Raw genomic sequence first — 25,607 nt, 5'->3', positions numbered from 1 at the left:
ACCGACCATATTGCAAGATCTCTCGCAATCCTGTTCCGGTTCCGCGCAACCGCCTGATCCGCAGTCCATGCCGCGCTCCACGCTTCCCCCGGAGGCGCGGCTGCATCGCCCCTCCGAGTTTGCCGCCGCCCTTAAAGGCCGGCGTCTTGCCCGAGGGGCATTCTTCATTGTGAGCGCCGCTCCCAATGATCTGCCTCCCGGCCAGGACGCCTGTGCTCGTTTGGGGCTCATCATCGCCAAGCGGTTTGCCGCCCACGCCTCCACGCGCAACGCCTTGAAGCGGGTCATCCGCGAAGCGTTCCGCCATCGGCGCCTGGCGCTGCCGGCAAAAGATTATGTCGTGCGCCTGCATAGCAAGGTTGCGCCCGCCACGCTCACTGCGTTGAAACGCGCAGCACGAGCCGAAGTGGACGCTCACTTTGAGCGGATCGCGCGATGATCAAGGCACTACTCATTGCCCCGATCCGGTTCTACAGGTTCTTCCTGAGTCCCTGGATCGGCCGGCAGTGCCGTTTTACTCCGACCTGCTCGGCGTACGCGATCGAAGCGATCGAGCGCCACGGTGCATGGCGCGGCTTCTGGCTGGGCGTCCGGCGCATCGGCCGTTGCCATCCCTGGTCGCCCGGGGGCCTGGATCCGGTTCCGCCGGCCAAGGGAACCAACGACGCCCGTTGCTGCTCCCACAGCCACCGCATCGAGCACGATTGACGCTAAACTGGCGGGCTTTGCTGGCCCGTATTCACTTCAGTAGGCACCATGGATATCCGACGAACCGTCCTCTGGATGATTTTTTCCTTTTCGCTGTTGCTCCTTTGGAACAACTGGCAAATCCATAACGGCAAGCCGTCGCTGTTCGGGGCCCCGCCCGCGGCCAGCACGAGCGAAACGCCGGCTGCAGCCAACAACGCCACGCCGTCGGTGCCCAGCGCGCCGGCAGCCACCGCTGCCCCGGCTTCCACGGTGCCTGGCGCCGCCACGCCCGTTCCCACGCGCTCCGAAGAAGTCGTCATCACCACCGACGTGCTGCGCCTGACCTTCGACACGATGGGCGCCCAACTGGTGCGCGCCGAACTGCTGAAGTACCCGGCCACCGGCCAGGCCGACAAGCCCACGGTTCTGCTGGACCGCTCGGCGGGCCTGAACTACGTGGTGCAGACCGGCGTGGTCGGCGCCCCCAGCGGCCAGAGCTTTCCCACGCATCAGACGCCTTTCCGCCTGGTCTCCCAGGAACGCGAACTGACCGGCGACAACCTTGTCGTCACGTTCGAAGGCGAATCCGGCGGCGTGAAGGTCACCAAGACGTTCACCCTGCACCGTGGCCGCTACGACATCGACGTGCGCCATGACCTGGCCAACGTCGGCACCGCCCCCGTCACGCCCTCGCTGTACCTGCAGATCGAGCGCGACGGCAACGACCCGGCCGACACGTCCAGCTTCTATCACACGTTCACGGGCTTTGCCGTCTACTCGGATCAGGACAAGTTCCAGAAGAGCACGTTCAGCGACATCCAGAAGAAGAAGGCCAGCTACATCAAGCAGGCGGACAACGGCTGGATCGCCGTCGTCCAGCACTACTTCGCCACGGCCTGGGTGCCCCCGCAAGGCAAGCCGCGCACCAACGAACTGCTTGAAGTCCAGCCGAACCTGTACGCCGGCCGCAGCATCGAAGCCGTCGGCGACATCGCGCCGGGCGCCGCCGCCCGCGTCGATTCCCACCTGTGGGTCGGTCCGCAAGACCAGAAGGCCATGGCCGCGCTGGCGCCTGGCCTGGAACTGGTGGTCGACTACGGCTGGCTGACCATCATCGCCAAGCCGCTGTTCACCCTGATGACCTGGCTGCACTCCATCCTGGGCAACTGGGGCTGGACGATCGTCGCGCTGACCGTGCTGATCAAGGCCGTGTTCTACCCCCTGGCCGCCGCCAGCTACCGCTCCATGGCCCGCATGAAGCAGGTCGCTCCGCGCCTGCAGGCCCTGAAGGAAAAGTACGGCGACGACAAGCAGAAGCTCAATGCGGCCATGATGGAGATGTACCGCACCGAGAAGATCAACCCGCTGGGCGGCTGCCTGCCGATGCTGGTTCAGATTCCGGTGTTCATCTCGCTGTACTGGGTGCTGCTGGCCAGCGTGGAAATGCGCGGCGCGCCGTGGATCCTGTGGGTGCACGACCTGTCGGTCCGCGATCCGTTCTTCATTCTGCCTGCCATCATGATGGCCACCATGTTCCTGCAGATCAAACTGAACCCGACGCCTCCGGATCCCATCCAGGCCAAGGTCATGATGATCATGCCGCTGGTGTTCGGCGGGATGATGTTCTTCTTCCCGGCCGGCCTGGTGCTGTACTGGTGCGTCAACAACATCCTGTCGATTGCGCAGCAGTGGTCCATCACCCGCGCCATCCAGAAGAAGTCGGAAGTGGCGGCTAATCGCTGATCGCCCTCCCGGAACAGAGAACCGGCCTTTCGAGGCCGGTTTTTTTTCGCCCGTTGCCAATGAAACGCGAAAGGCACGCTCAGCATTTTCTATGCCCATGAGGCATATACATAGGTATTACTTATCGGCAAAGCAGGATCAATCAACTTCACACAGTCAACCATGCCCCCTATGATGGCTCTGAATTTGCCCTCCGGCGTCCCGCCCGCCGGAGTTTTTGCTGCAACGCGCGCGGCCCGCCAGACGGATCCGCGTCATCCAGAAATGATCTAGGGAGTGTGCCATGACCGACAAGAAGCCTCTGACTACCGCCTCGGGCGCCCCAGTACCGGACAACAACAACACCCTGACCGCCGGCCCCCGCGGCCCGGCCCTGCTGGAAGATTTCTGGCTGATTGAAAAACTTGCCCACTTCGACCGCGAACGCATTCCCGAGCGCGTCGTCCACGCCAAAGGCTCCGGCGCCTACGGCACGTTCACCGTCACCCACGACATCACCCGCTACACCCGCGCCAACATCTTTTCCAAAGTCGGCAAAGAGACGCCGCTGTTCCTGCGCTTTTCGACCGTCGCCGGCGAACGCGGCGCGGCCGATGCCGAACGCGACGTGCGCGGCTTTGCCATCAAGTTCTACACCGACGAAGGCAACTGGGATCTGGTCGGCAACAACACGCCCGTCTTCTTCATCCGCGACCCCCTGAAGTTCCCCGACTTTATCCACACCCAGAAGCGCGATCCCAAGACCAACTTGCGCAACGCCACTGCGGCGTGGGATTTCTGGTCGCTCAACCCCGAATCGCTGCATCAGGTCACCACGCTGATGAGCGATCGCGGCATCCCCGCCAACCTGCGCCAGCAGCACGGCTTTGGCTCGCACACGTTCAGCTTCATCAACGCCAACAACGAACGCTTCTATGTGAAATTCCACTTCAAGTCGCAGCAGGGCATCGCCTGTCTGACCGACGAAGAGGCCGCGCAGGTCGTCGCCCACGACCGCGAAAGCTCGCAGCGCGACCTGTTTCAGAACATCGAAGAGCGCAATTTCCCGAAGTGGACGCTGAAGGTGCAGATCATGCCCGAGGCCGAAGCGGCGACTTATCACATCAACCCGTTCGACCTGACCAAGGTCTGGCCGCATGGCGACTACCCGCTGATTGAGGTCGGCGTGCTGGAGCTGAACCGCAACCCTGAGAACTACTTCGCCGAGGTCGAGCAGGCCGCCTTCACGCCGGCAAACGTGGTGCCGGGCATCGGGTTCTCGCCGGACAAGATGCTGCAGGGCCGCCTGTTCTCGTACGGCGACACGCACCGCTATCGCCTGGGCATCAACCATCACCAGATCCCGGTGAATGCGCCCAAGTGCCCGTTCCACAGCTTCCATCGCGACGGGGCCGGCCGGGTGGACGGCAATGCCGGCGCCACGATCAACTACGAGCCCAACAGCGCGGGCGAGTGGAAGGAAACGCCCTCTGCGGCCGAACCGCCGCTGGCGCTGGACGGCCAGGCCGCGGCCCGCTGGAACCATCGCGTCGACGACGACTACTACTCGCAGCCGGGTGCCTTGTTCCGCCTGATGACGCCGGCGCAGCAGGAACTGCTGTTCGGCAACATCGGCCGTCACATGGCGAGCGTGCCGGAAGTCATCCAGCGCCGCCAGCTGGATCACTTCCGCAAGGCCGATCCGGCCTATGCCGAAGGGGTGGCCAAGGCGCTGGGGCTGAAGCTGTAAACGTTACGCATCGTCCATGAAAAGGGGGCGGCCTTGATGCCGCCCCCTTTTTCATTCCGATCGCACGATCGCCGCAACAATCGCCGGCATCATCCCGCAGCATCCGTCTCAAACCCAAACCGCACGCCAATCACCGCTGCATCCCCCAACGCCGCACCGTCAGCCGCTCCAGCGTATCGAACGCCAGGTTTTCCACAAGCAGACCGATGATGACCACCGCGGCCAGGCCCGCGAACACCCGGTCTGTGTATAACTCGTTGCGGTTCTGAAAGATGTACCAGCCCAGCCCGCCTTTGCCGCTGGACGCTCCGAACACGAGTTCGGCGGCAATCAACGTGCGCCACGCAAACGCCCACCCGATCTTCAATCCCGCCAGAATGGCGGGCAGGGCGGCCGGCACCAGGATCTGCAGGACGTAGCGCAACCCGGTCAGACCGTAATTGCGCCCCGCCATCCGCAGGGTGTCAGACACCCCCAGAAAGCCCGCATACATGTTCAGCGCCAGCGCCCACAGCACGGAGTGGATCAGCACGAACACCAGGCTGCCTTCGCCCAGCCCGAACCACAGCAGGGCCAGGGGCAGCAGGGCAATCGCCGGCAGCGGGTTGAACATCGCCGTCAAAGTGGACAGCAGATCACGGCCGAACCGCGTGGACACCGCCAGCGTCGTCAGTACAAAGGCGAGCACGACACCGGCCAGATAGCCCTGCACCAGCACGCGCATCGACTGTCCGGCGCGTCCCAGCAGCTCGCCGCTGGTCACGCCCTCGACAAAGGCCTGGGCGGTCTGCCACGCGCCGGGCAACAGCAGATCATTGTCGGTATAGCGCGCCGCCAGCTCCCACACCGCCGCCAACAGGACAAGGATCACGCCCTTGCGCAGGGCGGCGTGCTGCCACAGCCGCTCGTGCCACGGCAGCGGCGCCTCGGCGGCCTGCGGGGGCAGGGGCGGCAGGTCGTATTCCACCTCGGGGCGAATGAACGCCGATCCGGCGTGGCTGATGCTCATGCTCGCTCCTTTCAGGCCGCCGCGCGCTCGGCCTGAGCCAGCGGGGCGGTGTCGAACAACAGGTCGTGAATGCGGCGCGACGCCGCTTGGAATGCCGCCGATCCCTGACTGTGCAGGTCAAAGCCGTGCGCATTCAGTTCGGCGCGCACGCGGCCCGGATGCGGGGACAGCAGCAGAATGCGGCTACCCAGCACCAGCGCCTCTTCAATTGAGTGTGTGACGAACAGCAGCGTGAACCGCACGTCGTCCCACAGCGCCATCAGCTCTTCCTGCATGCGCCGCCGCGTCAGCGCATCCAGCGCCGCGAACGGCTCGTCCATCAGCAGCACGCGCGGCTGCATGGCCAGCGCCCGCGCAATGGCCACGCGCTGCTTCATGCCGCCCGACAGCGTATGCGGATAGGCATCGGCAAAGCCCGCCAGTCCGACCTTGTCCAGGTAGTGCATCGCCCGTTCATCGGCCTCGCGCCGATTGAGCTTGCGCGAGGCCAGCAGCGGAAACGCCACGTTCTGGCGCAGCGTCTTCCAGGGCGGCAGCTGGTCGAATTCCTGGAACACCACGATGCGGTCCGGGCCCGGCCCTTGCACGGTCTTGCCGTCGATTGCGATCCGTCCCTCAGTGGGTTCGATGAAGCCCGCAACCGCCTTGAGCAGCGTCGATTTCCCGCAGCCGGAGGGCCCGAGCAGGATGAAACGCTCGGCGCCGTGCACGTCAAAACTGACCTGATGCGTCGCGCGAACGCGCCGTTCGCGCGTCTTATATTCGATCGACACCTTATCCACAGCCAGCAAAGGCGTGGGCCGTTGAACGTTATCCACAGGGGCGGAACTCACAGCCATGTCAGCTGCCCTGCGCCGTGACGGGATCGTCGAAGAAGTAGTCGCGCCAGCTTGCAGGCGCATTCTTGATCGCGCCGACCTTGTGCATGAACTGCGCCAGCGCAAACGTGTTCTGCGGCTGCAGCTTGAACTGCACGTCGGGATTCTTGATGACCTTGATGAGGAAATCGCGGTCCTGCTTGGCGCCGGTGACGCGCAGGTAGATGTCCGCGGCCTTTTCCGGATTGGCGGCTGCAAAGGTGGCGGCTTCCTTCAACGCTTCCTGGAAGGCCTTGTAGGTCTTGGGATTGTCGCGGCGGAATTTCTCGGTGGCGAACAGCACCGTCGACGAACTGGGACCGCCCAGCACGTCATACGAATTGAGCACGATGCGCGCCTTGGGGTTCTCGGCCAGCTCCTGCTCCTGGAAGGGCGGGTTGCCGAAGTGGCCGGTGATTTCCGTGCCGCCGGCAATGATGGCCGCCGCGGCGTCCGGGTGCGGCAGCGCCACCGAGATCTTGTCCAGCTTGTTGTACTGCGCATCGCCCCAAAGCTTGGACGACGCCAGCTGCAGCACGCGCGATTGCACCGACACGCCCACGGCCGGCACGGCGATGCGGTCCTTGTCCGTGAAGTCGGCAATCGTCTTCACGTTCGGGTTGTTGGTGACCAGGTAGTACGGAAAGTTGCCCAGCGACGCCACGCCCTTCACGTTCTGCTTGCCATGCGTGCGATCCCAGATCGTCAAGAGCGGTCCCACGCCCGCCCCCGCGATATCCACAGCCCCCGACAGCAACGCGTCGTTCACCGCCGAGCCCCCGGACAGCTTGGCCCACTCGACCGAGATATCCACACCTTCGGCCTTGCCGTGCTTTTCGATGAGCTGCTGGTCTCGCGCCACGTTCAGCAGCAGATAGACGATGCCGTACTGCTCGGCGATGCGGATGCGTCCTTCGGCCATGGCCGGCGTGGGCGAAGCCAGCGCCAGCACGGCAAGTAACAGCGCGAGGCCCGCGCCCGTGGCGGTCTGGACCAGTCGATCCCGTAGCGTGGAGGTCAAACGCATGGCGTTCCTTGTGGATAAGTGGGTTAAGGCCGAAATGCGCGCGTCAGAACGGCACATCGCCTTCGATCGTCGTGCGGTAGAGCTTGCGGCGCAGGTGATCCGGCGTGCCGCCCGCCAGGTGGATCAGCGAGCGGTTGTCCCAGAACACCAGGTCATGCGGCTGCCATTTGTGGCGGTAGATGTGTTCCGGCCGCACGCTGTGGGCGAACAGCTCGGCCAGCAGCGCGCGGCTCTCGTCTTCGGGCAGTCCTTCGATGCGCGTCGTAAAGCCTTCGCTCACGAACAGCGCGCGACGGCCGTTCTCCGGATGCGTGCGCACCACCGGATGCACCACCTCCTGCACCTGCGCAATCTGTTGCGCGCTCAGATTCGGGCGCCAGTTGCCTTCCTTCTGCAGTTGCCCGTATTGGGCCAGGTAGGAATGCACGCCGCGCTTGCGGTCGATCGCGTCCTTCAGCGCCTGCGGCAAGGTGTCGTAGGCCAGGTGCATGTTCGCGAACAAGGTGTCGCCGCCTTCGGCCGGCAGCTCCTGCGCGTGCAACAGCGACCCCAGGCTGGGCAGTTCCTTGTACGAGATGTCCGAGTGCCAGTATTTGCCCGCGTCGCCCAATCCGATGGGCTTGCCGTCTTCCAGAATGTTGGAGACGGTCAGGATCTCGGGATGGCCCAGCAGGTGGAATTGGTGCAGCACGTGGATCATCAGGCGGCCGAAGCGGCGGCTGAAATCGATGTGCTGCTGGGGCGTGATGCGCTGGTCGCGGAAGACCAGCAGGTGATGGTCCAGATGCGCCTTGTGCACGCGCGCAAAGTCCGCGGGCGCCAGTTCCTGCGACAGGTCCAGGCCGATGATTTCCGCGCCCAGGGGACCGGGCAGGGGGCGCACATCAAAGGACTGCGGCTGGGGGGCGGCGTGCGCTTCGCGCCGCAAGGCATTGCTCTGGGACATCGATCGCTCCGAATTCGCCTTGCGGCATGGCTGGAACGACCGATTATGGAAACCGCGCCATGTATCTCAAACGAAGATATCGGCGTTTGATCAAAGCTTTACGTCATATAGCAAAAAGCCGCGGGGCGCCCCCGCGGCTTCATGGCCATCCACATATAAGCAAATAGCGTATCGGTCCTTACTTGGCCGGCATGAAGGCCTCGACCAGCTTCACCCAGTACGTCGCGCCCACGGGCAGCAGCGCGTCGTTGAAGTCGTAGTTGGGGTTGTGCAGCTGACACGGACCCATGCCGTGATAGGACTCCATGCGGTGATCGCCGTCGCCATTACCCAGGAACAGGTACGAGCCCGGCACGGATTCCAGGAAGAACGAGAAGTCCTCCGCGCCCATGAAGGGCGGCATGTCGCGCAGCACGTTTTCCGCGCCAAAGGTGTCTTCGGCCACCTTGGCTGCGAAGGCGGTTTCGTTTTCCCAGTTCACCAGCGGCGGATACGCGCGCACAAAATCCAGCTCGCCCGTGCCGCCATAGACCTGCGGCAGGGTAGTGGCGATGCGGCGCATGTCGGCTTCGATCTTGTCCAGCGTCTCCACGGAATACGTGCGCACCGTGCCGCGCAGCACGGCCTCGCCGGGAATCACGTTGTAGGCATCGCCCGCGTGAATCTGCGTGATCGACAGCACCGCCTGATCCAGCGGATTCTTGCTGCGCGAGATGACCGTCTGCAGCGCGTGCACCATGTCGGAGGCCACGATGATGGGGTCAACAGACGAATGCGGCTGGGCTGCATGGCCGCCGACACCCTTGATCACGATGTCCCAGCGGTTGCTCGAGGCCATCGTCGGCCCCGACCGGAAGCCGAACTGATTGACCGGCATGCCGGGCATGTTGTGGATGCCGAACACCGCATCGCAGGGAAACTTGTCGAACAGCCCGTCCTGCATCATCGCGCGCGCGCCGGCATTGCCGCCTTCCTCGGCCGGCTGGAAGATGAACACGACCGTGCCGTCGAAATTGCGATGCGTGGACAAGTATTGCGCGGCGCCCAGCAGCATCGTCGTGTGCCCGTCATGGCCGCAGCCGTGCATGCGACCGCTGATCGTGGACTTGTGGGCAAACCGGTTATGTTCCGGCATCGGCAGCGCGTCCATGTCGGCGCGCAGGCCGATGGTCTTGCCGCCGCTGCCGGCGCGCAAAATTCCGACTACACCGGTTTTCCCCAGCCCCGTGTGAACTTCCAGTCCCCAGCTGCGCAGGCGTTCGGCCACCAGGTTGGACGTGCGCGTTTCCTGGAACGCCAGTTCCGGATGCGCATGGATGTCGCGCCGCAGGGCCGTCAGGTCCCCATGTACGCGTTCGATTTCGGCAATGGTTTTCATGGCTGTGGATAAGCTGTCTGGATTGAAGGAGGGCGCACGCGCAAAAGGCCTGCTGGTCGGGGAATTCTCGCGCCGCCCCGCGTGCCGCGTCCAGCCCTTTTTCGGCGCAGGTCAGGCGGCATCGTTCAAATGGCAGGCGCTGAACTGGCCTGGCGCGATTTCGCGCAGGAGCGGGCGCTCGGCCTTGCAGCGCGGCATGGCATGGGGACACCGGGGGTGAAACGCGCACCCCGTGGGCGGATCCAGGGGCGAGGGCAGCTCGCCGCGGATGGGTTGATAACTGCGCCGTCCCGGTGTCAGCGTCGGCAGTTCCTTGAGCAGCGCCTGCGTGTACGGATGATTGGCGCGCGCGAACACCGTATCGGTATCGGCCAGCTCGACGATGCGTCCCAGATACATGATCGCCACGCGGTCCGAGATATGGCTCACCACGCTGAGGTTATGGCTGATGAACAGATACGTCAGGTCCAGCTCATCGCGCAGCCGTTCGAACAGGTTCAGCACCTGCGCCTGGATCGACACGTCCAGCGCGGCCACGGCCTCGTCGCAGACGATGACCGATGGTTTCAGCGCCAATGCCCGCGCAATGCCGATGCGCTGGCGCTGGCCGCCCGAGAACTGATGGGGATAACGCTGTGCAAAGCTCGGATCAAGCCCCACCTGGCGCATCAAGCCGGCCACGTACTCCTGTTTGTCCCGCGATCGGATCAGGCCATGCGCCGCGGGCGCCTCGCCGATGATCTCGCGCACGCGCATGCGTGGATTCAGGGACGCATACGGATCCTGGAAGATCATCTGCACGCCCAGCTCGTATGCGCGCCGCTCCGGGCCCTTCATGGCTTGCACGGGCTTGCCCTGATAGTGCACCTGCCCGGCGGACGGCGGCAGGATGCCCGACACGATGCGGCCCAGCGTGGATTTTCCACAGCCTGATTCGCCGACGATGCCGATCACTTCGCCCGGTCTGACCGCCAAGTCCACGCCGGCCACGGCATGCACCACCTGCGTCTTCAGTCCCGCGCCCAGCAGGTTGGCGATGCGGCCGGCCAGATCCACCGGTTGCACGAAGCGTAGTTCAACGTCGCGCAGGGCGAGGATCGGCGTGGGATTGTTCAGGGCGTCGTTCATATCGCGTCCGGCGCTCCAGCATGCCAGCAGCGCACCCATTGCGCCGGGCGGACTTCAACAGGCGGCGGTTCGACCAGACAGGCGTCCGTCGCGCGCGGACACCGCCCTCGGAATGCACAGCCCTGCGGCAGGTTGAGCAGCGACGGCGTCATGCCGGGAATCGGCACCAGCGGCTTGCCGCGCGACTGCGGCGTCGGGATCGACGCGATCAACCCGTGCGTGTAGGGATGCATCGGGTGGCGGATGACCGCCTCGGTGCTGCCCGTTTCCACGACGCGCCCCGCATACATCACCGACACGCGATCGGCCAGACCCGCCACCACGGCCAGGTCATGCGTGATCCAGATGAGACCGGTCCCCGTTTCGCGGCAGAGTTTCTGCACCTCGAACAGGATCTGGCCTTGGATCGTGACATCCAGCGCCGTCGTAGGCTCGTCCGCAATGATGAGGCGCGGAGAATTCAACAGCGCAATGGCGATGGCCACACGCTGGCGCATGCCGCCCGACAACTGGTGCGGATAGGTTCGAAGGCGCTCTTCCGGCGACGGAATGCCCACCATGGCAAGCGTCTGCAGCGCGCGCTGGCGCGCCGCTTCGCGAGACACTTTGGCGTGCGCTTGCACCGCTTCGATCATCTGCGTATCTACGCGCAGCACCGGGTTAAGCGTCATCATCGGGTCCTGGAAGATCATCGCGATCTCCTGTCCCCGCAACTGCCGCCACCGCGCGGGCGTGGCCGCGCGCAGGTCTTCACCGTTGAGCAGCACCTCGCCTTCGACGATGCGGCCGGGTTCATCCAACAGGCCCATCAAGGAAAAACCCGTGATGCTCTTGCCCGATCCGGACTCGCCGACGAGGCCCAGGATCTCGCCCTCGGCCAGCGTCAGGTCCACGCCGTCCACGGCCTTCACCACGCCATTGCGCGTGAAGAAATGCGTCTTCAGGCCATGCACCTCAAGGACGGGGGCAGGGCCAGGCACGGGGCGTTGCGCCGCAAGTGTCTGCATCGCTCCCGTCCTCAATTCGCATGCCGCGGGTTGAGCACATCGCGCAGGTGGTCGCCCACCAGGTTGATGGCGATGATGGCCAGCGCCAGCGCAATGCCGGGAAAGAACGAAATCCAATACTGGCCGGAAAGCAGGTATTCAAAGCCGTTGTAGATCAGCATGCCCAGCGACGGTTCCGTCACCGGCACGCCGACGCCCAGGAACGACAGCGTCGCTTCCAGTGCGATCGCGTGCGCCAGATCGATCGTGGCGATCACGATGAGCGGCGGCATGCAGTTCGGCAGCACGTGCCGGAACAGCACGCGCGACCAAGACAGCGACATGCAGCGCGCCGCTTCCACATATTCCTTGCCGCGCTCGACCAGCGCCGCCCCGCGCGCCGCCCGCGCAAAATACGCCCACTGCACGACGATGAGCGCGATGATCACCTTATCCACACCCTTGCCCAGAATCGCCAGAAGCATCAGCGCTACCAAGATAGCCGGGAACGACAACTGGATATCCACAACCCGCATCAGCAGGGCATCGATGCGTCCGCCGAAATAGGCGGCAATGAGCCCGACCGTCGCACCAATGCCGAAGGCGGCCAGCACGGACACCGTTGCCACCATCAGACTGGTGCGCATGCCGTAGAGAATGGCGGAAAAGAGATCGCGCGCCTGCCCGTCGGTGCCCAGCAGATAGCGCATCGAACCATCCCCGCTTTCGCTGCCCGGCTTGAGCTTCGAATCCATGATGTCCAGGCTGGCCAGATCGTACGGATTCTGCGGCGCGATCCAGGGCGCCAGCAACGCCGCCCCCACGATCACGATCAACATCACCAGCCCCAGCGTGGCGAGCTTGCTGGCGAAGAAATCCGACACGAAGCGGCGCCAGGGCGTCTGCTCCTTCGTCGGAGTCGGGGGCGAGGCAACGGTGGCGGGCGTGTTCATCGGCGGCTATCCAGGCGTACGCGGGGGTCCAGCACCGTGTAGATGATGTCCACCACCAGATTCAACATGACCAGGAAGAACACGATCAGCAGCAGATACGCGACCACCACCGGACGATCCAGGTTGATGATGGAATCGATCAGCAGCTTGCCCATGCCCGGCCACGAAAACACGGTCTCGGTCACGACGGCAAACGCCATCACCTGGCCGAACTCCAGGCCCGCCACCGTCACCACCGGAATCAGGATGTTCTTGAGCAGATGCACGCCCAGCACGCGCTTTTCCGACAAGCCCTTGGCGCGCGCGAACTTGATGTAGTCCATGGGCAGCGCTTCGCGTGTGGCGGCCCGCGTCACGCGAATGATCATCGCGCACTTGGCAAAGGCGATCGTCGCCGCGGGCAATGCCAAGCTGAGCCAGCCATCGAACGTCAGCACACTCAACTGCAGCGAGCCGATGCTGACCGTGTCGCCACGGCCGCCGGCCGGCACCCAGCCCAGCATTACGGCGAACACCATGATGAGCATCAGGCCCACCCAGAAATTCGGCAGCGAAAATCCCAGCACCGAGCCCGTCATGATCGCGCGCGAACCCACTGCTGCAGGCTTCAGACCCGCCAGAATGCCGAGCGGCACGCCGATCAGCACCGACAGCAGCATCGCCACACAGGCCAGCTCCACCGTTGCGGGCATGCGTTCCAGGATCAGATGCATGGCCGGCTCGCCGGTCAGGAAACTGTTCCCGAAATCGCCGCGCACGGCCTGGCTCATGAAGATCAGGTACTGCCGCCACAACGGCTGGTCCAGCCCCAGCGACGCGCTGATCGCGGCGCGTTGCGCCTCGGTCGCTTCGGGACTGGCCAGCATCGAGACGGGATCGCCGACCATGTAAATGCCGGCAAAGACCAACGCCGACATGACGAGCATGACGACGATGGTCTGCAGCAGCCTTCTGACTATGGTTGCAAGCACGAGAGATCGCCCGGCGCGCTTACTTCTTCAGCGTTGCGTTCTGCGCCAGCGTGACCTGGTCCGGACGGCCCTGGTAGCGGATGTCGTTCTTCATGGCCCAGACCGACAGTTCGAAATGCACGGGCAGCATGGCGAAGTCATCCATCGCGATATTGCTGGCCGTCGACAGCAGTTCCGCCCGCTTGGCGTCGTCCATCGTGGACGAGGCCTGCTTCACCAGCTCGTCCATCTTGGGATTGGAATAGCGGCTGCGGTTCGTCGTGCCTTGGCCCGCTTCCGGATTGCGCGTCATCAGCAGCGACGTCAGCGCGTTGGACATCTCACCGCTCGTCACCGACCATCCCGCCAGATACGCCGAGAACGAATAGCTGTCGCGGTTCTTGAAGAACACCGGGGGCGCCATCGCGTCCACGCTGGTCTTCACGCCGATGCGCGTCCACATCGATGCGATGGCCTGCGCCACCTTCGAATCGTTGACATACCGGCCGGACGGCGAGCCCAGCGTGATCGAAAAGCCGTTTGGATAGCCCGCTTCCTTGAGCAGCGCCTTGGCCTTTTCCACATCGGCCTTGGGCGCCTTCGAGTGTTCCTTGCTGGCGCCAAACATCGGATACGGCAGCAGGTTGCCCGCGGGCAGGGCCACACCGCCCATCACACGCTCGACCAGCGCATCGCGGTTGATCGACAGCGACAAGGCCTCGCGCACGCGCTTGTCCTTCATCGGATTCTTGTCGGTGCCCTGCACGCCGGGCGACGGCTCCGCGTACTGGTCCAGCGCCACGTACACCACGCGCACCGACGGCGTTTCCTCGACAAAGAGCTTCTTGTCGGATTTCAGCTTCGGCAGGTCGTCAGTGGGGGGATCTTCAATCATGTCCACGTCGCCGGCCAGCAATGCGGCCACGCGCGCTGCCGCGTTGCTGATGGGGCGGTAGACCACGCGATCCCACTCGGGTTTCTTGCCCCAGTAGTTGTCGTTGCGCGCCAGCACGAATTCAGCGCCGCGCTTCCAGGACACGAACTTGTAGGGACCGGTGCCGATCAGGCCATCGCCGCTATTCAGTTCGGTTGTCGTCTTGCCTTCCGCAGCCGGCCCTGATGCGGCCTTCTTCGACATGATCGGCAACTGCGCCAGATTGACCAGCAGGTTAGGCGCGACTTCCTTGGTGGTGATGCGGATCGTCATCGGATCCACCGCTTCGGTCTTGGCGACGGACCCCAGATACAGCGTGAACGGCGACGGGCTGTTCGGCACCTTCGGGACGCGGTCATACGTGAACACGACATCCTCGGCGGTGAACGGCGTGCCATCCGAGAATTTCACGTTCGGCCGCAGTTTGAACGTCCAGACCTTGCCATCCACGGTCCACGATTCCGCCAGCGAAGGCTGCGGCTTGAGTTGCGCGTCCGTGGCAACGAGCGTATCGAAGATGGTCTGGGAGATCTGCGTATTGGGGGTCAACGCGTGGTATTGCGGATCCATCGAAGACGGCTCGGTCTTCAGTCCTATCACCAGGTCGCGGGCCATGGCCGCACTGAACGTGCCACAGGCCATCACCACCGCGGCAGCGCCGCAGGCCAAGACACGCGAAAACCGAGATGCCATCGTGATCTCCCAGAGTTGTTTCGGGTTTTGAACCTCGGGGCCACAGTAACCAGCAAACAACGCGCCGCGCAACAGTTATATTCCCCTATTGTTTAGCCCTGCCTTCTACCCTGATATGTCCGCCTACGCCCCCATCGCCGCCATCGCCACCGCCCCCGGAAGAGGCGGCATCGGCGTCGTGCGCATTTCTGGTGCGGACCTGTCCGGATTGGTGCGGCGCCTGTTCCAGCGCGATCTCACACCGCGCCATGCGCACTATCTTCCTTTCAAGACGGTGGACGGCGAACTGCTGGATGAAGGCATCGCCATCTACTTTCGTGGGCCGCATTCCTACACCGGCGAAGACGTGCTGGAACTGCAAGGCCACGGCGGCCCGGCCGTGCTGCGACGCGTGCTGGATAGCTGTCTGGTCGCGGGCCGGGACCTCGGCGTGCGGCTGGCCGAACCTGGCGAATTCACCCGCCGCGCGTTCCTGAACGACCGCATGGATTTGGCGCAGGCCGAAGCGGTTGCCGACCTGATTGAAGCCTCGTCCGTGGCGGCCGCCCGCGGGGCCATGGCGTCGCTGTCGGGTGAATTTTCGGCACGCGTGAACGACCTGTCCGACCGCATCGTTCATCTGCGTATGCTGGTCGAGGCGACGCTGGATTTTCCTGAAGAGGAAATCGACTTCCTTGAGAAGTACCAGGCGCGTCCGACGTTGGACGCGCTGGCGGGCGATCTTTCCGCATTGATTGCCCAGGCGCGCCAGGGCGTCATCCTGCGCGAAGGCCTGCATGTGGTGCTGGCCGGTCAGCCCAACGTGGGCAAGTCCAGCCTGCTCAACGCGCTGGCCGGCGACGACATCGCCATCGTCACGCCCATCGCGGGCACCACGCGCGACAAAGTGGTGCAGGAAATCCATATTGATGGCGTGCCGCTGCACATTGTCGACACGGCCGGCCTGCGCGAAACCGAAGACACGGTGGAAAGCATCGGCATCGCCCGCACCTGGCAGGAAATCGAACGCGCCGACGTCATCCTCCATTTGCAGGATGCGACGCAGCCGGGCGACGAGCTGGACGCGCAGATCACCGCGCGGCTGCCGCCGCGCACGCCGGTGCTGAAGGTGTTCAACAAGGTGGATCTGTTGCCCGAGCCTTTCGTCGCCGGCCCCGGCGAACTGGGCATCTCGGCCAAACGCGGCGCGGGGCTGGATCTGCTTCGCGCGGAGCTGCTGCAGATCGCGGGGTGGAATCCCGGCGCGGAATCGCCGTGGCTCGCGCGTGAACGGCATTTGCATGCGTTGCAGGAGGCGGCGGAGCACCTGGAACTGGCCGCCGCGCACGCCAGCCAGGATGATCGGGTGCTTGATCTGTTTGCCGAGGAATTGCGGCTCGCCCACGATAGCCTGTCGAGCATCACGGGCAAGTTCACCAGCGATGATCTGCTTGGCGAAATATTTTCCAGTTTCTGCATCGGTAAATGATCGGAGACCCGCCGCCGTGGATGCGAAACTCGACGCCTTTCGTATTCGCCGCGCGACGCCGGCCGACATCGTAGAGATAGAGCGCATCGTCCGCGATGCGTACATCCCTTACATCGCACGCAACGGCGCCACGCCCGGCCCAATGCTGGACGACTACCCGGCACGCGTAGCGAAGGGCTTGGTTCATGTGCTGGAATCGAAAGACGGCGTCGAAGGCCTCATCGTGCTGATTCCAGAACCCGACGACGGCTGCATGCTGCTGGACAACATCGCCGTATCGCCAACTGCGCAAGGCAAGGGCCACGGCCGGACGCTGCTGCAGTGGGCCGAAGACACTGCGCGCCGCGGCGGCTTTTCACGCATTCGGCTTTACACGCAGGAAGTGATGACCGAGAACATCGCCATCTACACGCGGCGCGGCTATGTTGAAACGCACCGCGCCACGGAGATTGGGCTGAAGCGCGTTTTTATGCAGAAACCCCTTAAATAAGGGATTTCCTTGGCTCTACTAGCTCACTCAAGCGCCCGATTCAAATATATGAGCTTTTACTCATAATTTCCCGGCTTGCCTTTCCTGGCCATCAAGTGCGCGGCGATCCTGTTTTTCGCCAGCGATTTCGCATAGACGGACTCCGGCCGGATGCGCTGCGCAATGACGTATCCCGTCATGCACGCCAGCATCAACGGCAACATGACTTCATAGCTCAGCGTCATCTCGAAGATCATCAAGATCGACATCAGCGGCGCATGCGTGGTGGCCGCCAGCAGCGCGCCCATACCCACGACGGCATAACTGGATACCGCCGACAAACTGCCGACCGGAAACAGGCCCTGCAGCGCAGTCCCGTACAAGGCGCCCAGCGCCGCCCCCACGAACAAGGTCGGCGTGAAGACTCCACCCAGGGCGCCGGACCCGACGCTGGCCGCCGTGGCCAATGTCTTGAGCAAGAGCAGGGCGGCGACCGCCTGCCATGCCCAATCCGTATGCAACATGCTGTTGACCACGCTGTAACCGTTGCCCCACACCGCGGGATCGATCACGGACAGCGCGCCGACAACCAGCCCGCCTACCGCCATCCTCGCCCAGATCGGAAACGGCAACCGGCGAAACGCCGCGCGGGACAGGTCCAGGAATCGAAGGAATTGGGGCGCGGCCAGACCTGCAATCAGGCCAAGTCCCAGGTAATTGATCACTTCCCACCCCGACACGAACTCGAAATGCGGCATCTGGAAGACCGCGTCGTAGTGCAGCACCTGGCGCGTCACGATGTTGGCGACCACGGAGGCGACGGCCAGCGGCACCAGCGTCGCTGTTGAAATCACGCCGTACACAATCTCTGAAATAAACACCGCGCCGGCAATCGGCGCGTTGTATGCGGCGGTGATGCCCGCCGTCGCGCCGCAGGCCACCAGCAGCCGGAGATGGCGGGGCGGCAAGACCAGATAGCGGCCCGTCAATGATGCACACATTGCCGCCAGTTGCACCATCGGTCCCTCGCGGCCGATCGATGCGCCGGATCCGATCGAAAAAATCGAGGACAGGCTGCGCGCGACCGTCTGGCGAAAGCCGATGACGCCACGGCCGATCGAGATGGCTTCCATGTAGTCGGCGGCCCCGCGCCGGGGCAGCCATCGGGTGGCTCCCTGCAGGATCAGGCCGGCGATCGCGCCGCCCGCCGCTGGCATCAGAAAGCGCTGCCAGGGGTCCAGCCCACGCGCCAGCGACACCATGCCGTGGGGAACCTCGCCGCCCCCTGCCAACAATTGCATCCAGCCGAGCAGTTCGCGAAACACCACCGTTGCCAGCGCACCCATGGCGCCGATCAACGCGGCCGCACACAACGTCAAGGCTAAATTTTCCGCCAAAAGTCCGCGTTTCAACCGCCTGGCCCAGGCCGGTCGGCGCAGTTTCAAGTCGCTATCCATGGCCGGATTCTACGGCGGATTCTGCTCACTTTTTGTTCAGCCCGGCGTCAACAAGCCCTTCAGGTCTCCCCTCGAATCACCAAATCCGAACGGCGCGTAGCGGCCCGTTTTGGGGCGCTGCAAGGGCAAAAAACCGGGTAGGCGAGGGGCAGTTTTCCGGGGTAAAAGAGCCGATTCCGGAACCCAGTTGCCAGAAACGTCCTGTGGATAACTCCTAAGTAGCGCGCTTGTGCACATGTTGTGGAGGCAAGTTGAACAAGCAGGGGTTTCGGACGCGGTCCAAAATCTTGTCCAACTTCAGCTTTTTTCCCACACAGAGTTCTTGCACAAGCAAAAACGGACGCAAGGCAATGAAAAGAAAGAGGTTTTCAAGGTTAAGGTAGTTATCCACAGCCCTTATTAATCATTAGTCTTTATATAAAGAAAAAAAAAGGAAAAGCCAAACATGCTTTCCCATTCCGCCCATCCACCGCCCCCCGGACTGCGTCCATGCGTATCCTCCTGATCGAAGATGAAGCTGAACTTGCCCGCTGGCTGTCCAGGAGCCTGGCCAGACATGCCGGCTTTGTCGTGGAGTGGGCTGATGACGGACTGGTTGCCGAAAGAAGGCTGGCCGTCGAAGATTTCGATGCGGTCATCCTGGATCTCGGACTTCCCGGCATGGATGGCCATACTTTGCTGGCGAAGATTCGCGCGCGGGACGACCGTACGCCGGTGCTGGTCTTGACCGCGCGCGATTCACTGGCCGAGAGAATCGGAACACTTCACGAGGGAGCGGACGATTTCCTGCCGAAACCCTTTGTTGTGGAAGAGTTGGAAGCGCGATTGATTGCGCTGATTCGCCGCAGCCGCGGGCGCGAACATCCGCGCCTCGCGCTGGGAAACCTGGTATTTGAAACTTCCGCGCAGAAATTCACGGTCAACGGACAGCCTTTGCAGTTATCCCCACGTGAACATGCGGTACTTCGGGTGCTGATCCAGAAAAGCGGCGAACCCATCAACAAGCAGCAGATCCTGGACCGCATCCTGACGGACGATGCCGACATCAACCTGGAAGCTATCGAGGTCCTGGTTCACCGATTGCGCAAAAAATTGGCGGAAACCGGTGTGCAGATCGTGACCATGCGCGGCATGGGCTACTGCCTGGAGAACCTTGTTGACAACTAGAAGTCCGCAAAACAGCGTTGATTTTTCGGCGAAAAAACGCGCTCGGACGCTGAAAACGCAGTTGCTCTGGTGGCTGATTCCGACCCTCGTCTTCGTGATGATGGGTGCGCTCTGGCTGTCCAACCACCAGCTGCGCAACCAGGTCGACAATGCCTACGACCGGTCTCTCGCCGGCGCGCTTCGCGCGATCGACCACAACATATCCACAGCCAGCGGTGGATTAGCCATGGAGCAGCCCTACCTGATGCTTGAATTTTTCGAGCTGACGGCCAATGGCAGCGTGTTCTATCGCGTGGCCACCGAAGACGGGCTGGCCGAAATCGGTCATCCTGGCCTGCCCCTGCCGGACCAGCCCCTGGTGTCCGGCGAGCCGCGGTTTTTCTACGCGACCTACCAGGGGCTTCCCGTCCGGGTGGCGGCATTAGCCCGGCCCATGGATCCGCCGCTGTATGCGAACCAGGGCGGCCGGGTCATCGTGCAGGTCGCGGAGGGCCTGGAAAGCCGTCAGGCGTTCCTCCACAAGGTTTTGGTGCGCTCGGTGGAGCGGGACCTTGCCGTAATCCTCATCAGCGTCCTGGTGATCATCCTGGGCGTTTTCATGGCCCTGCGCCCCCTTGAGCGGCTGCGTCAGGAAGTCAAAGGCCGCTCTGCAGACGATTTAAGCCCCGTCAGCGCGTCCGACATGCCGGGGGAGGTCCTACCCCTGGTGGCGGCTGTAAACCTCCATATGGCCCGTTTTGCGGCCTTGGGGAGGGTGCAGGCGCAGTTCCTGGACGACGCGTCGCACCAATTGCGGACGCCTTTGTCCGTTTTGCGGACCCAGACCGCCTATGCCCTGCGCGAAACAGACCCCCAGGAGGTCCGTACAGCCCTTCGGGCGATGCAAGAGGGGTTGGACAGGGCCGTACGCACCACCAACCAGATGCTCGCGCTGGCGCGCGCTAAAGACGCTTCCCTGGCCGAAGGCGGTCTGGCGCCCGAATCGGTCGACCTGGTGGATCTCGCGGACGGGGTGATCCGTACCCAATTACCCAATGCCCGGGGCCGGCAGTTGGACATCGGCCTGGAGGCGGACCGCAGGCCGGTTGTCGTCGACGGGGCGGAGTGGCTGTTGCGGGAGGCGGTCAGCAACCTGGTCGACAACGCCATCCGCTATGCGTCCGCCGGTGGCGTGGTCACCGTCCGGATCGAGACCGACACTAAGCGGGCCCGGCTGGTGGTGGAAGACGACGGTCCGGGCATGTCGGACGAGGACATCGCCCGGGCGTGCGTTCGCTTCCGGCGGGGCGCGGCAGGCAAGAACACCACCGGAGCCGGCCTGGGCCTGGCGATCGTGGGTACGATCGCCGAAATCCTGGGCGCCCGGCTCGTGCTCGAGAATCGGGTGGGGCAGCCGGGCCTGCGAGCGGCGTTGGTGTTTACCCTGCAAACGGGACCGGATGCTGCGCCGCGTCACGAAATTGGCCGAAATTGAAAGCTTATGGAAAGCTTCGGTTTTGTACGGTTGCGTCCACTGGAGCCGCTGGACGCGATCATTCGCCGTAGCGCCGCTGCCAGCGATACCTAGACCTATAAATCCTGGAGACGCAAGAATGCAGACGACCCTGAAGCTGCGCATCGCAGCCATGGCGGCGCTTGGCGCCATCACCCTGTCCCTCGGCGCGGCCCATGCGGCCGATGAGCCCCGCCGCCCGGAGTGCATTGCGCCGGCGCAGCCTGGTGGCGGATTCGACCTGACGTGCCGCCTGGCCACCGAAGGCCTGAAGCAGAGTGGGGCGCTCAAGAGCGCCATGCGCATCGTCTACATGCCGGGCGGGATTGGCGCGGTGGCCTACAACAACATCGTGGCCCAGCATCCGAACGAGCCGGGCACCATCGTTGCGTTCTCCGGCGGCTCGCTGCTCAACCTGGCGCAGGGCAAGTTCGGCAAGTACAACGTCAACGACGTGCGCTGGCTGGCTGCGATCGGCACCGACTACGGCGTGGCCGTGGTGCGCAACGATTCGCCGTACACCGACCTGAAGGGCCTGATGGACGCCTTCAAGCAGGATCCGACCAAGATCGTGCTGGGCGCGGGCGGCACCGTGGGCAGCCAGGACTGGATGAAGGCGGCGCTGACGGCCAAGGCGGCGGGCGTGGACTTCAAGAAGATGCGCTTCGTCGCCTTCGAAGGCGGCGGCGAGGCCGTGACGGCGCTGCGCGGCGGCCATATCCAGGCCTACATGGGCGATGCGGCTGAAGCCTTCACGATGCTGGAAGGCGGTGCCCCGATTCGCGTGCTGGCGGTCTTCAACGACCAGCGCCTGCCGGGCAAGCTGGGTTCCGTGCCCACTGCCAAGGAACAGGGCTACGACATCGTCTGGCCGATCATCCGTGGTTTCTACGTCGGTCCCAAGGTGTCTGACGCCGACTACCAGTTCTGGGTGGACGCGTTCAACAAGACGACGGCCGCACCTGAGTTCGAGAAGCTGCGCCAGCAGCAGGGCCTGTTCCCCTTCAACAAGACCGGCCCCGAACTGGACGCCTACGTCAAGAACCAGGTCAAGCAGTACGGCGAACTTGCCGACACCTTCGGCCTGATCAAGAAGTAAGCCGGCCGCAAGGCCTGACCCCCGATCGCGCCCGCCAGGGCACACCTGCCGCCATTTCGGGCTGGCGGCAGGTCCCGCTGCGCCGCGCGTTTGGATTTGAACGGAATCTGGACCATGAATGATCGAATTCTGGGCATAGCCGCCCTGGCGTTGGCCGTCTTCATGACGGCCGCCGGCTGGAGCATCGAGGCGCCTTTCGCCTACGAACCCGTCGGGCCACGCGCCTTCCCGCTCCTGCTGGCGCTGATCATCGGCCTGTGCGGGCTGTGGCTCGTCTACAAGGGCGGCCACGCTGTCGAGCGCAACCCTGCAGGCGCCAACGGGCGCATCGCGCTGATGGTGGTGTTCGTGACCGCCTATGCGTTTCTCTTCCAGTGGCTGGGCTTCATTGTCGCCACGTCGCTCATGACGATCTTCGTGGGCCGCCTGTTTGGCGGCAGTTGGCTCAAGTGCGCGATCGGCGGCGTCGTCATGAGCATTTTCTTTTTCGTGCTGTTCGACAAGGTGCTGGACGTCGTCCTGCCCGGCGGACTGCTGGAGAACCTGATATGAGCGGCATCCTCGATCATCTGTCGATAGGCTTTGGCGTCGCGTTCTCGCTGACGAACCTGCTGGTGGCTGCCATCGGGTCCTTCATCGGAACCATGGTGGGCGTGCTGCCGGGGCTGGGGCCCGTCAATGGCGTGGCGATGTTGATCCCCATCGCCTTCGCCATGAATCTTCCGCCCGAAACGGCGCTGATCCTGCTGGCCGCGGTATATGTGGGCGCGGAGTACGGCGGGCGCATCACCGCGATCCTGCTGAACGTGCCGGGGGAAGCCAGTGCCATCATGACGACGCTGGACGGCTATCCGCTAGCGCGGCAGGGTTTGGCCAACGTGGCGTTGTCGCTGTCCGCGTGGTCGGCGTTCTTTGGCGCCATCGTATCGGTGGTGGGCATCATCCTGCTCGCGCCGCTGCTGGCGAAATGGGCGCTCGCGTTCGGCCCCGCCGAATACTTCGTGCTCATGATCTTTGCGTTCTGCTGCCTGACCAGCCTGCTCGGAAAGCAGCCGGTCAAGGGCGTGCTGGCGGCGATGATCGGCCTGTCCATTTCGGTGGTGGGCGTGGATGCGAATTCGGGCGTTTACCGCTATACCTTCGAGTCCGTGCATCTGGCCGACGGCATCGATTTCGTCGTGGTCGTCATTGCATTGTTCGCCGTCAGCGAGATGCTGGAAATGCTTGAGAAGGTGATGGCCGGCCACAGCGTCGAGGTCAAGCCCAGCGGCCGCAAGCTCTTCAACTTGAAGGAGATGGCGTACACGTGGTGGAGCGTGGTGCGCAGCGCGCTCGTGGGCTTCGGCGTGGGCGTGCTGCCCGGTGCAGGCGCCAGCGTGGCCGCGGCAGTCGCTTACTCGCAGGAAAAGCGCATCATCGAAGCCAAGGATCCGGAAGCCAAGTTCGGCAAGGGCGATATGCGCGGCCTCGTCGCGCCAGAAGCCGCCGCCACCGCGTCGGCGATCGGTTCCTTCGTTCCGATGCTGACGCTGGGTGTGCCCGGTTCCGGCACCACCGCGGTGATGATGGGCGCGCTGACGCTCTACAACATCACGCCGGGGCCGGTCCTGTTCGACACCAAGCCGGAACTGGTGTGGGGCCTGATCGCATCGCTGTTCGTGGCAAACGTGCTGCTCTTCGTGATGAACGTGCCGCTGGTGCGTTTCTTCTCCAAAGTGCTGTCCGTGCCGGGCTGGCTGATGGTGCCGGGCATCCTGTGCATCAGCTACATCGGCGTCTATGCGATCAACGCGGGCACGTTCGATCTGCTGCTGGTTGCGGCTATCGGCACGCTGGGCTACTTCCTGCGCAAGTTCGGTGTGCCGATGGCGCCGCTGGTGCTGGGTGTCGTGCTGGGCAACATGATGGAACAGAACCTGCGCCGCGCGCTGTCGATGACGGATGGCGACGTGGGCGTGCTGTTCGCCAGTCCCGTTTCGATTACGTTGTGGGCGGGCGCGGCGGCGGTCGTCATCGTGCCGCAGCTCCTGCGCCGGTTGCGCGCCGCAAGAAAGGTTGCCGCTGGGCCGGTCTGATGAGGCGGGCCCGCGCACCTGCCGGTGCGCGGGGTGACGCAAAGCGAGGCCGGCAAATGTTCAGGGGCGCCTTTCGGCGCCCCTTTTTTTCAGGATCGTGGCGGGTGATGCTCTCGCGGTTTCATATATGAGCTTTTACTCAGATATTGAACGATCAAATCTGTTTCAGACGCTCCAGCGCCGCGTCCAGCGTCGCGTCCTTCTTGGCAAAGCAGAAGCGCACGATCCGATGATTGGATTCGGGCGCGTCGGGCTGGCGATAGAACGCGGACACCGGAATCACGGTCACGCCATGGTTGACGGTCAGGTCGCGCGCAAAGTCGGCTTCGTTCTGTTTGGAGATCTGGCTGTAGTCAGCCAGCAGGAAGAACGTGCCGGGACTGGGCAGGGGCCGGAATCGCGTCTGCGCCAGGCCTTGCGACAAAAGGTCCCGCTTGGCCTGATAGAACGCCGGCAGATCCAGGTACGGTTTGGGATCACGCATGAATTCCGCCAGCGCAAACTGCATCGGCGACGGCACTGTGAACACCATGAACTGGTGCACCTTGCGCAGCTCGGCGCTCAGTTGGCGCGGTGCGCAGCAATAGCCGATCTTCCATCCGGTGGTGTGATAGGTCTTGCCGAACGACGAGATCACGAACGCGTGTTCGGCAAGCAGCGGGCGGCGCGCCACGCTGGCATGCGGTTTACCGTCGAACACGATGTGTTCGTAGACCTCGTCCGAGACCAGCAGCACGCCCGTGTCGCGGACGATGGCTTCAAGCGCGTCCAGGTCGCTCTCGTCAAGCACCGCGCCCGTGGGGTTGTGCGGGAAGTTCAGCATCAACAGGCGGGTCTTGGACGTGATGGCGTCGCGCACACGCTGCCAGTCGATGCGGTAATACGGATCGGCTTCGGTGGGCGCGCGCAGCGGCACGGGGACCGCGGTGCCGCCGGCCAGGCGAATCGCCGGCAGGTACGAGTCATAGCAGGGTTCGATCACCACCACTTCGTCGCCGCTGCCCACCGCGGCCAATACCGTGGCCATCAACGCCTCGGTGGCGCCGCTGGTCACCGTGATCTCGGTTTCGGGATCGTAGGCATGGCCGTAGAGTTCGTGCGTCTTGGCCGCGATGGCTTCGCGGAGCGGCGCGACGCCCGGCATGTAGGGGTATTGGTTGTGGCCGTCGGCCATCGCCTTGGTGACCAGCGCACACAGCGCGGGGTCCGGATCGAAGTCAGGAAAGCCCTGGCCCAGGTTGATGGCCTTGTGCTCGATGGCCAGGCGGCTCATCACGGTGAATATGGTGGTGCCGACGTCGGGGAGTTTGGAGCGGATCATGTTGGACGCGAAGTGAACACGGGTAGCCGAGGAAAG

23 protein-coding genes are annotated in these 25,607 nt (G+C 63.8%); 11 read left to right on the top strand and 12 right to left on the bottom strand.

What is annotated here, in order from left to right; genetic code table 11:
- The first annotated feature begins 67 nt into the window (after positions 1 to 67).
- The 4 genes from B3446_RS20505 (at position 68) to B3446_RS20490 (ending at position 4,162) form a co-directional block, all read left to right on the top strand.
- Entirely contained in the window at positions 68 to 439 is a 372-nt protein-coding gene (locus B3446_RS20505) for a ribonuclease P protein component (RefSeq protein WP_175124833.1), read from the top strand.
- Positions 436 to 708 (top strand): membrane protein insertion efficiency factor YidD, encoded by a 273-nt coding sequence (yidD, locus tag B3446_RS20500; RefSeq protein ID WP_175124832.1) that lies wholly within the window; start codon positions 436 to 438, stop codon positions 706 to 708. The genes B3446_RS20505 and yidD overlap by 4 nt, the downstream gene beginning before the upstream one ends.
- Positions 709 to 756: 48 nt before the next feature.
- Positions 757 to 2,433, top strand: coding sequence for a membrane protein insertase YidC (gene yidC, locus B3446_RS20495; RefSeq protein WP_191578394.1), 1,677 nt, complete (start codon positions 757 to 759; stop codon positions 2,431 to 2,433).
- A 283-nt stretch (positions 2,434 to 2,716) separates the two neighbouring features.
- The gene (locus B3446_RS20490; protein ID WP_191578395.1) at positions 2,717 to 4,162 is read left to right on the top strand and encodes a catalase; all 1,446 of its coding nucleotides are present in this window, start codon (positions 2,717 to 2,719) and stop codon (positions 4,160 to 4,162) included.
- A 130-nt stretch (positions 4,163 to 4,292) separates the two neighbouring features.
- Here the strand turns inward: B3446_RS20490 and B3446_RS20485 are convergent, their stop codons facing one another.
- The 10 genes from B3446_RS20485 to B3446_RS20440 all read right to left on the bottom strand — a co-directional run bounded on the left by B3446_RS20485 (position 4,293) and on the right by B3446_RS20440 (position 15,023).
- Positions 4,293 to 5,171, bottom strand: coding sequence for an ABC transporter permease (locus tag B3446_RS20485; RefSeq protein WP_291384536.1), 879 nt, complete (start codon positions 5,169 to 5,171; stop codon positions 4,293 to 4,295).
- Between the two features lie 11 nt (positions 5,172 to 5,182).
- Positions 5,183 to 6,010 carry an ABC transporter ATP-binding protein gene (locus B3446_RS20480; RefSeq protein WP_291384534.1) on the bottom strand — a complete coding sequence of 276 codons (828 nt, stop codon included), beginning with the start codon at positions 6,008 to 6,010 and terminating at the stop codon, positions 5,183 to 5,185.
- A 1-nt stretch (position 6,011) separates the two neighbouring features.
- Positions 6,012 to 7,055, bottom strand: a complete 1,044-nt coding sequence (locus B3446_RS20475) for an ABC transporter substrate-binding protein (RefSeq protein ID WP_191578398.1) — start codon at positions 7,053 to 7,055, stop codon at positions 6,012 to 6,014.
- A gap of 43 nt (positions 7,056 to 7,098) precedes the next feature.
- A complete protein-coding gene (locus tag B3446_RS20470; RefSeq protein WP_291384531.1) occupies positions 7,099 to 8,001 on the bottom strand; it encodes a TauD/TfdA dioxygenase family protein in 903 nt (300 codons plus the stop codon).
- Positions 8,002 to 8,179: 178 nt separating this feature from the next.
- Positions 8,180 to 9,379 (bottom strand): M20 aminoacylase family protein, encoded by a 1,200-nt coding sequence (locus B3446_RS20465; protein ID WP_291384529.1) that lies wholly within the window; start codon positions 9,377 to 9,379, stop codon positions 8,180 to 8,182.
- 111 nt (positions 9,380 to 9,490) lie between these two features.
- Positions 9,491 to 10,507, bottom strand: a complete 1,017-nt coding sequence (locus B3446_RS20460) for an ABC transporter ATP-binding protein (protein WP_291384527.1) — start codon at positions 10,505 to 10,507, stop codon at positions 9,491 to 9,493.
- Positions 10,504 to 11,514, bottom strand: a complete 1,011-nt coding sequence (locus B3446_RS20455; protein ID WP_291384525.1) for an ABC transporter ATP-binding protein — start codon at positions 11,512 to 11,514, stop codon at positions 10,504 to 10,506. Before B3446_RS20455 ends, B3446_RS20460 begins: the two co-directional genes overlap by 4 nt.
- Positions 11,515 to 11,525: 11 nt before the next feature.
- Complete coding sequence (locus B3446_RS20450) at positions 11,526 to 12,446, bottom strand: ABC transporter permease (RefSeq protein WP_191578403.1); 921 nt, start codon at positions 12,444 to 12,446, stop codon at positions 11,526 to 11,528.
- Positions 12,443 to 13,417: an ABC transporter permease gene (locus B3446_RS20445; protein ID WP_076518271.1), complete on the bottom strand. Its 975-nt coding sequence runs from the start codon at positions 13,415 to 13,417 to the stop codon at positions 12,443 to 12,445. The genes B3446_RS20450 and B3446_RS20445 overlap by 4 nt, the downstream gene beginning before the upstream one ends.
- A gap of 19 nt (positions 13,418 to 13,436) precedes the next feature.
- Complete coding sequence (locus B3446_RS20440; protein ID WP_291384520.1) at positions 13,437 to 15,023, bottom strand: ABC transporter substrate-binding protein; 1,587 nt, start codon at positions 15,021 to 15,023, stop codon at positions 13,437 to 13,439.
- A 115-nt stretch (positions 15,024 to 15,138) separates the two neighbouring features.
- On the opposite strand from B3446_RS20440, the gene mnmE reads away from it, so the two are divergent.
- Entirely contained in the window at positions 15,139 to 16,491 is a 1,353-nt protein-coding gene (mnmE, locus tag B3446_RS20435; protein ID WP_291384518.1) for a tRNA uridine-5-carboxymethylaminomethyl(34) synthesis GTPase MnmE, read from the top strand.
- 16 nt (positions 16,492 to 16,507) lie between these two features.
- Entirely contained in the window at positions 16,508 to 16,981 is a 474-nt protein-coding gene (locus B3446_RS20430; protein ID WP_291384516.1) for a GNAT family N-acetyltransferase, read from the top strand.
- Positions 16,982 to 17,037: 56 nt separating this feature from the next.
- Here the strand turns inward: B3446_RS20430 and B3446_RS20425 are convergent, their stop codons facing one another.
- A complete protein-coding gene (locus B3446_RS20425) occupies positions 17,038 to 18,417 on the bottom strand; it encodes a ClcB-like voltage-gated chloride channel protein (protein ID WP_291384514.1) in 1,380 nt (459 codons plus the stop codon).
- Between the two features lie 489 nt (positions 18,418 to 18,906).
- On the opposite strand from B3446_RS20425, the gene B3446_RS20420 reads away from it, so the two are divergent.
- The 5 genes from B3446_RS20420 (at position 18,907) to B3446_RS20400 (ending at position 24,250) form a co-directional block, all read left to right on the top strand.
- Positions 18,907 to 19,584 (top strand): response regulator, encoded by a 678-nt coding sequence (locus B3446_RS20420; protein ID WP_056566075.1) that lies wholly within the window; start codon positions 18,907 to 18,909, stop codon positions 19,582 to 19,584.
- Complete coding sequence (locus tag B3446_RS20415) at positions 19,574 to 21,058, top strand: sensor histidine kinase (protein WP_409558262.1); 1,485 nt, start codon at positions 19,574 to 19,576, stop codon at positions 21,056 to 21,058. Before B3446_RS20420 ends, B3446_RS20415 begins: the two co-directional genes overlap by 11 nt.
- 151 nt (positions 21,059 to 21,209) lie before the next feature.
- Entirely contained in the window at positions 21,210 to 22,175 is a 966-nt protein-coding gene (locus tag B3446_RS20410) for a Bug family tripartite tricarboxylate transporter substrate binding protein (protein ID WP_224776859.1), read from the top strand.
- A 114-nt stretch (positions 22,176 to 22,289) separates the two neighbouring features.
- Positions 22,290 to 22,727 (top strand): tripartite tricarboxylate transporter TctB family protein, encoded by a 438-nt coding sequence (locus tag B3446_RS20405; RefSeq protein WP_175124811.1) that lies wholly within the window; start codon positions 22,290 to 22,292, stop codon positions 22,725 to 22,727.
- Positions 22,724 to 24,250 (top strand): tripartite tricarboxylate transporter permease, encoded by a 1,527-nt coding sequence (locus B3446_RS20400; RefSeq protein WP_291384510.1) that lies wholly within the window; start codon positions 22,724 to 22,726, stop codon positions 24,248 to 24,250. The genes B3446_RS20405 and B3446_RS20400 overlap by 4 nt, the downstream gene beginning before the upstream one ends.
- A gap of 154 nt (positions 24,251 to 24,404) precedes the next feature.
- Here B3446_RS20400 and B3446_RS20395 read toward each other — a convergent pair whose 3' ends face one another.
- Positions 24,405 to 25,571: a pyridoxal phosphate-dependent aminotransferase gene (locus tag B3446_RS20395; protein ID WP_291384508.1), complete on the bottom strand. Its 1,167-nt coding sequence runs from the start codon at positions 25,569 to 25,571 to the stop codon at positions 24,405 to 24,407.
- Positions 25,572 to 25,607: the final 36 nt, after the last annotated feature.

The organism is Achromobacter sp. UBA5777 (assembly GCF_002418565.1).
Classification (GTDB): domain Bacteria; phylum Pseudomonadota; class Gammaproteobacteria; order Burkholderiales; family Burkholderiaceae_B; genus Achromobacter; species Achromobacter animicus.
Note: the sequence above shows the minus strand (reverse complement) of the source record. Positions and strands in the feature narration are given on the sequence as shown.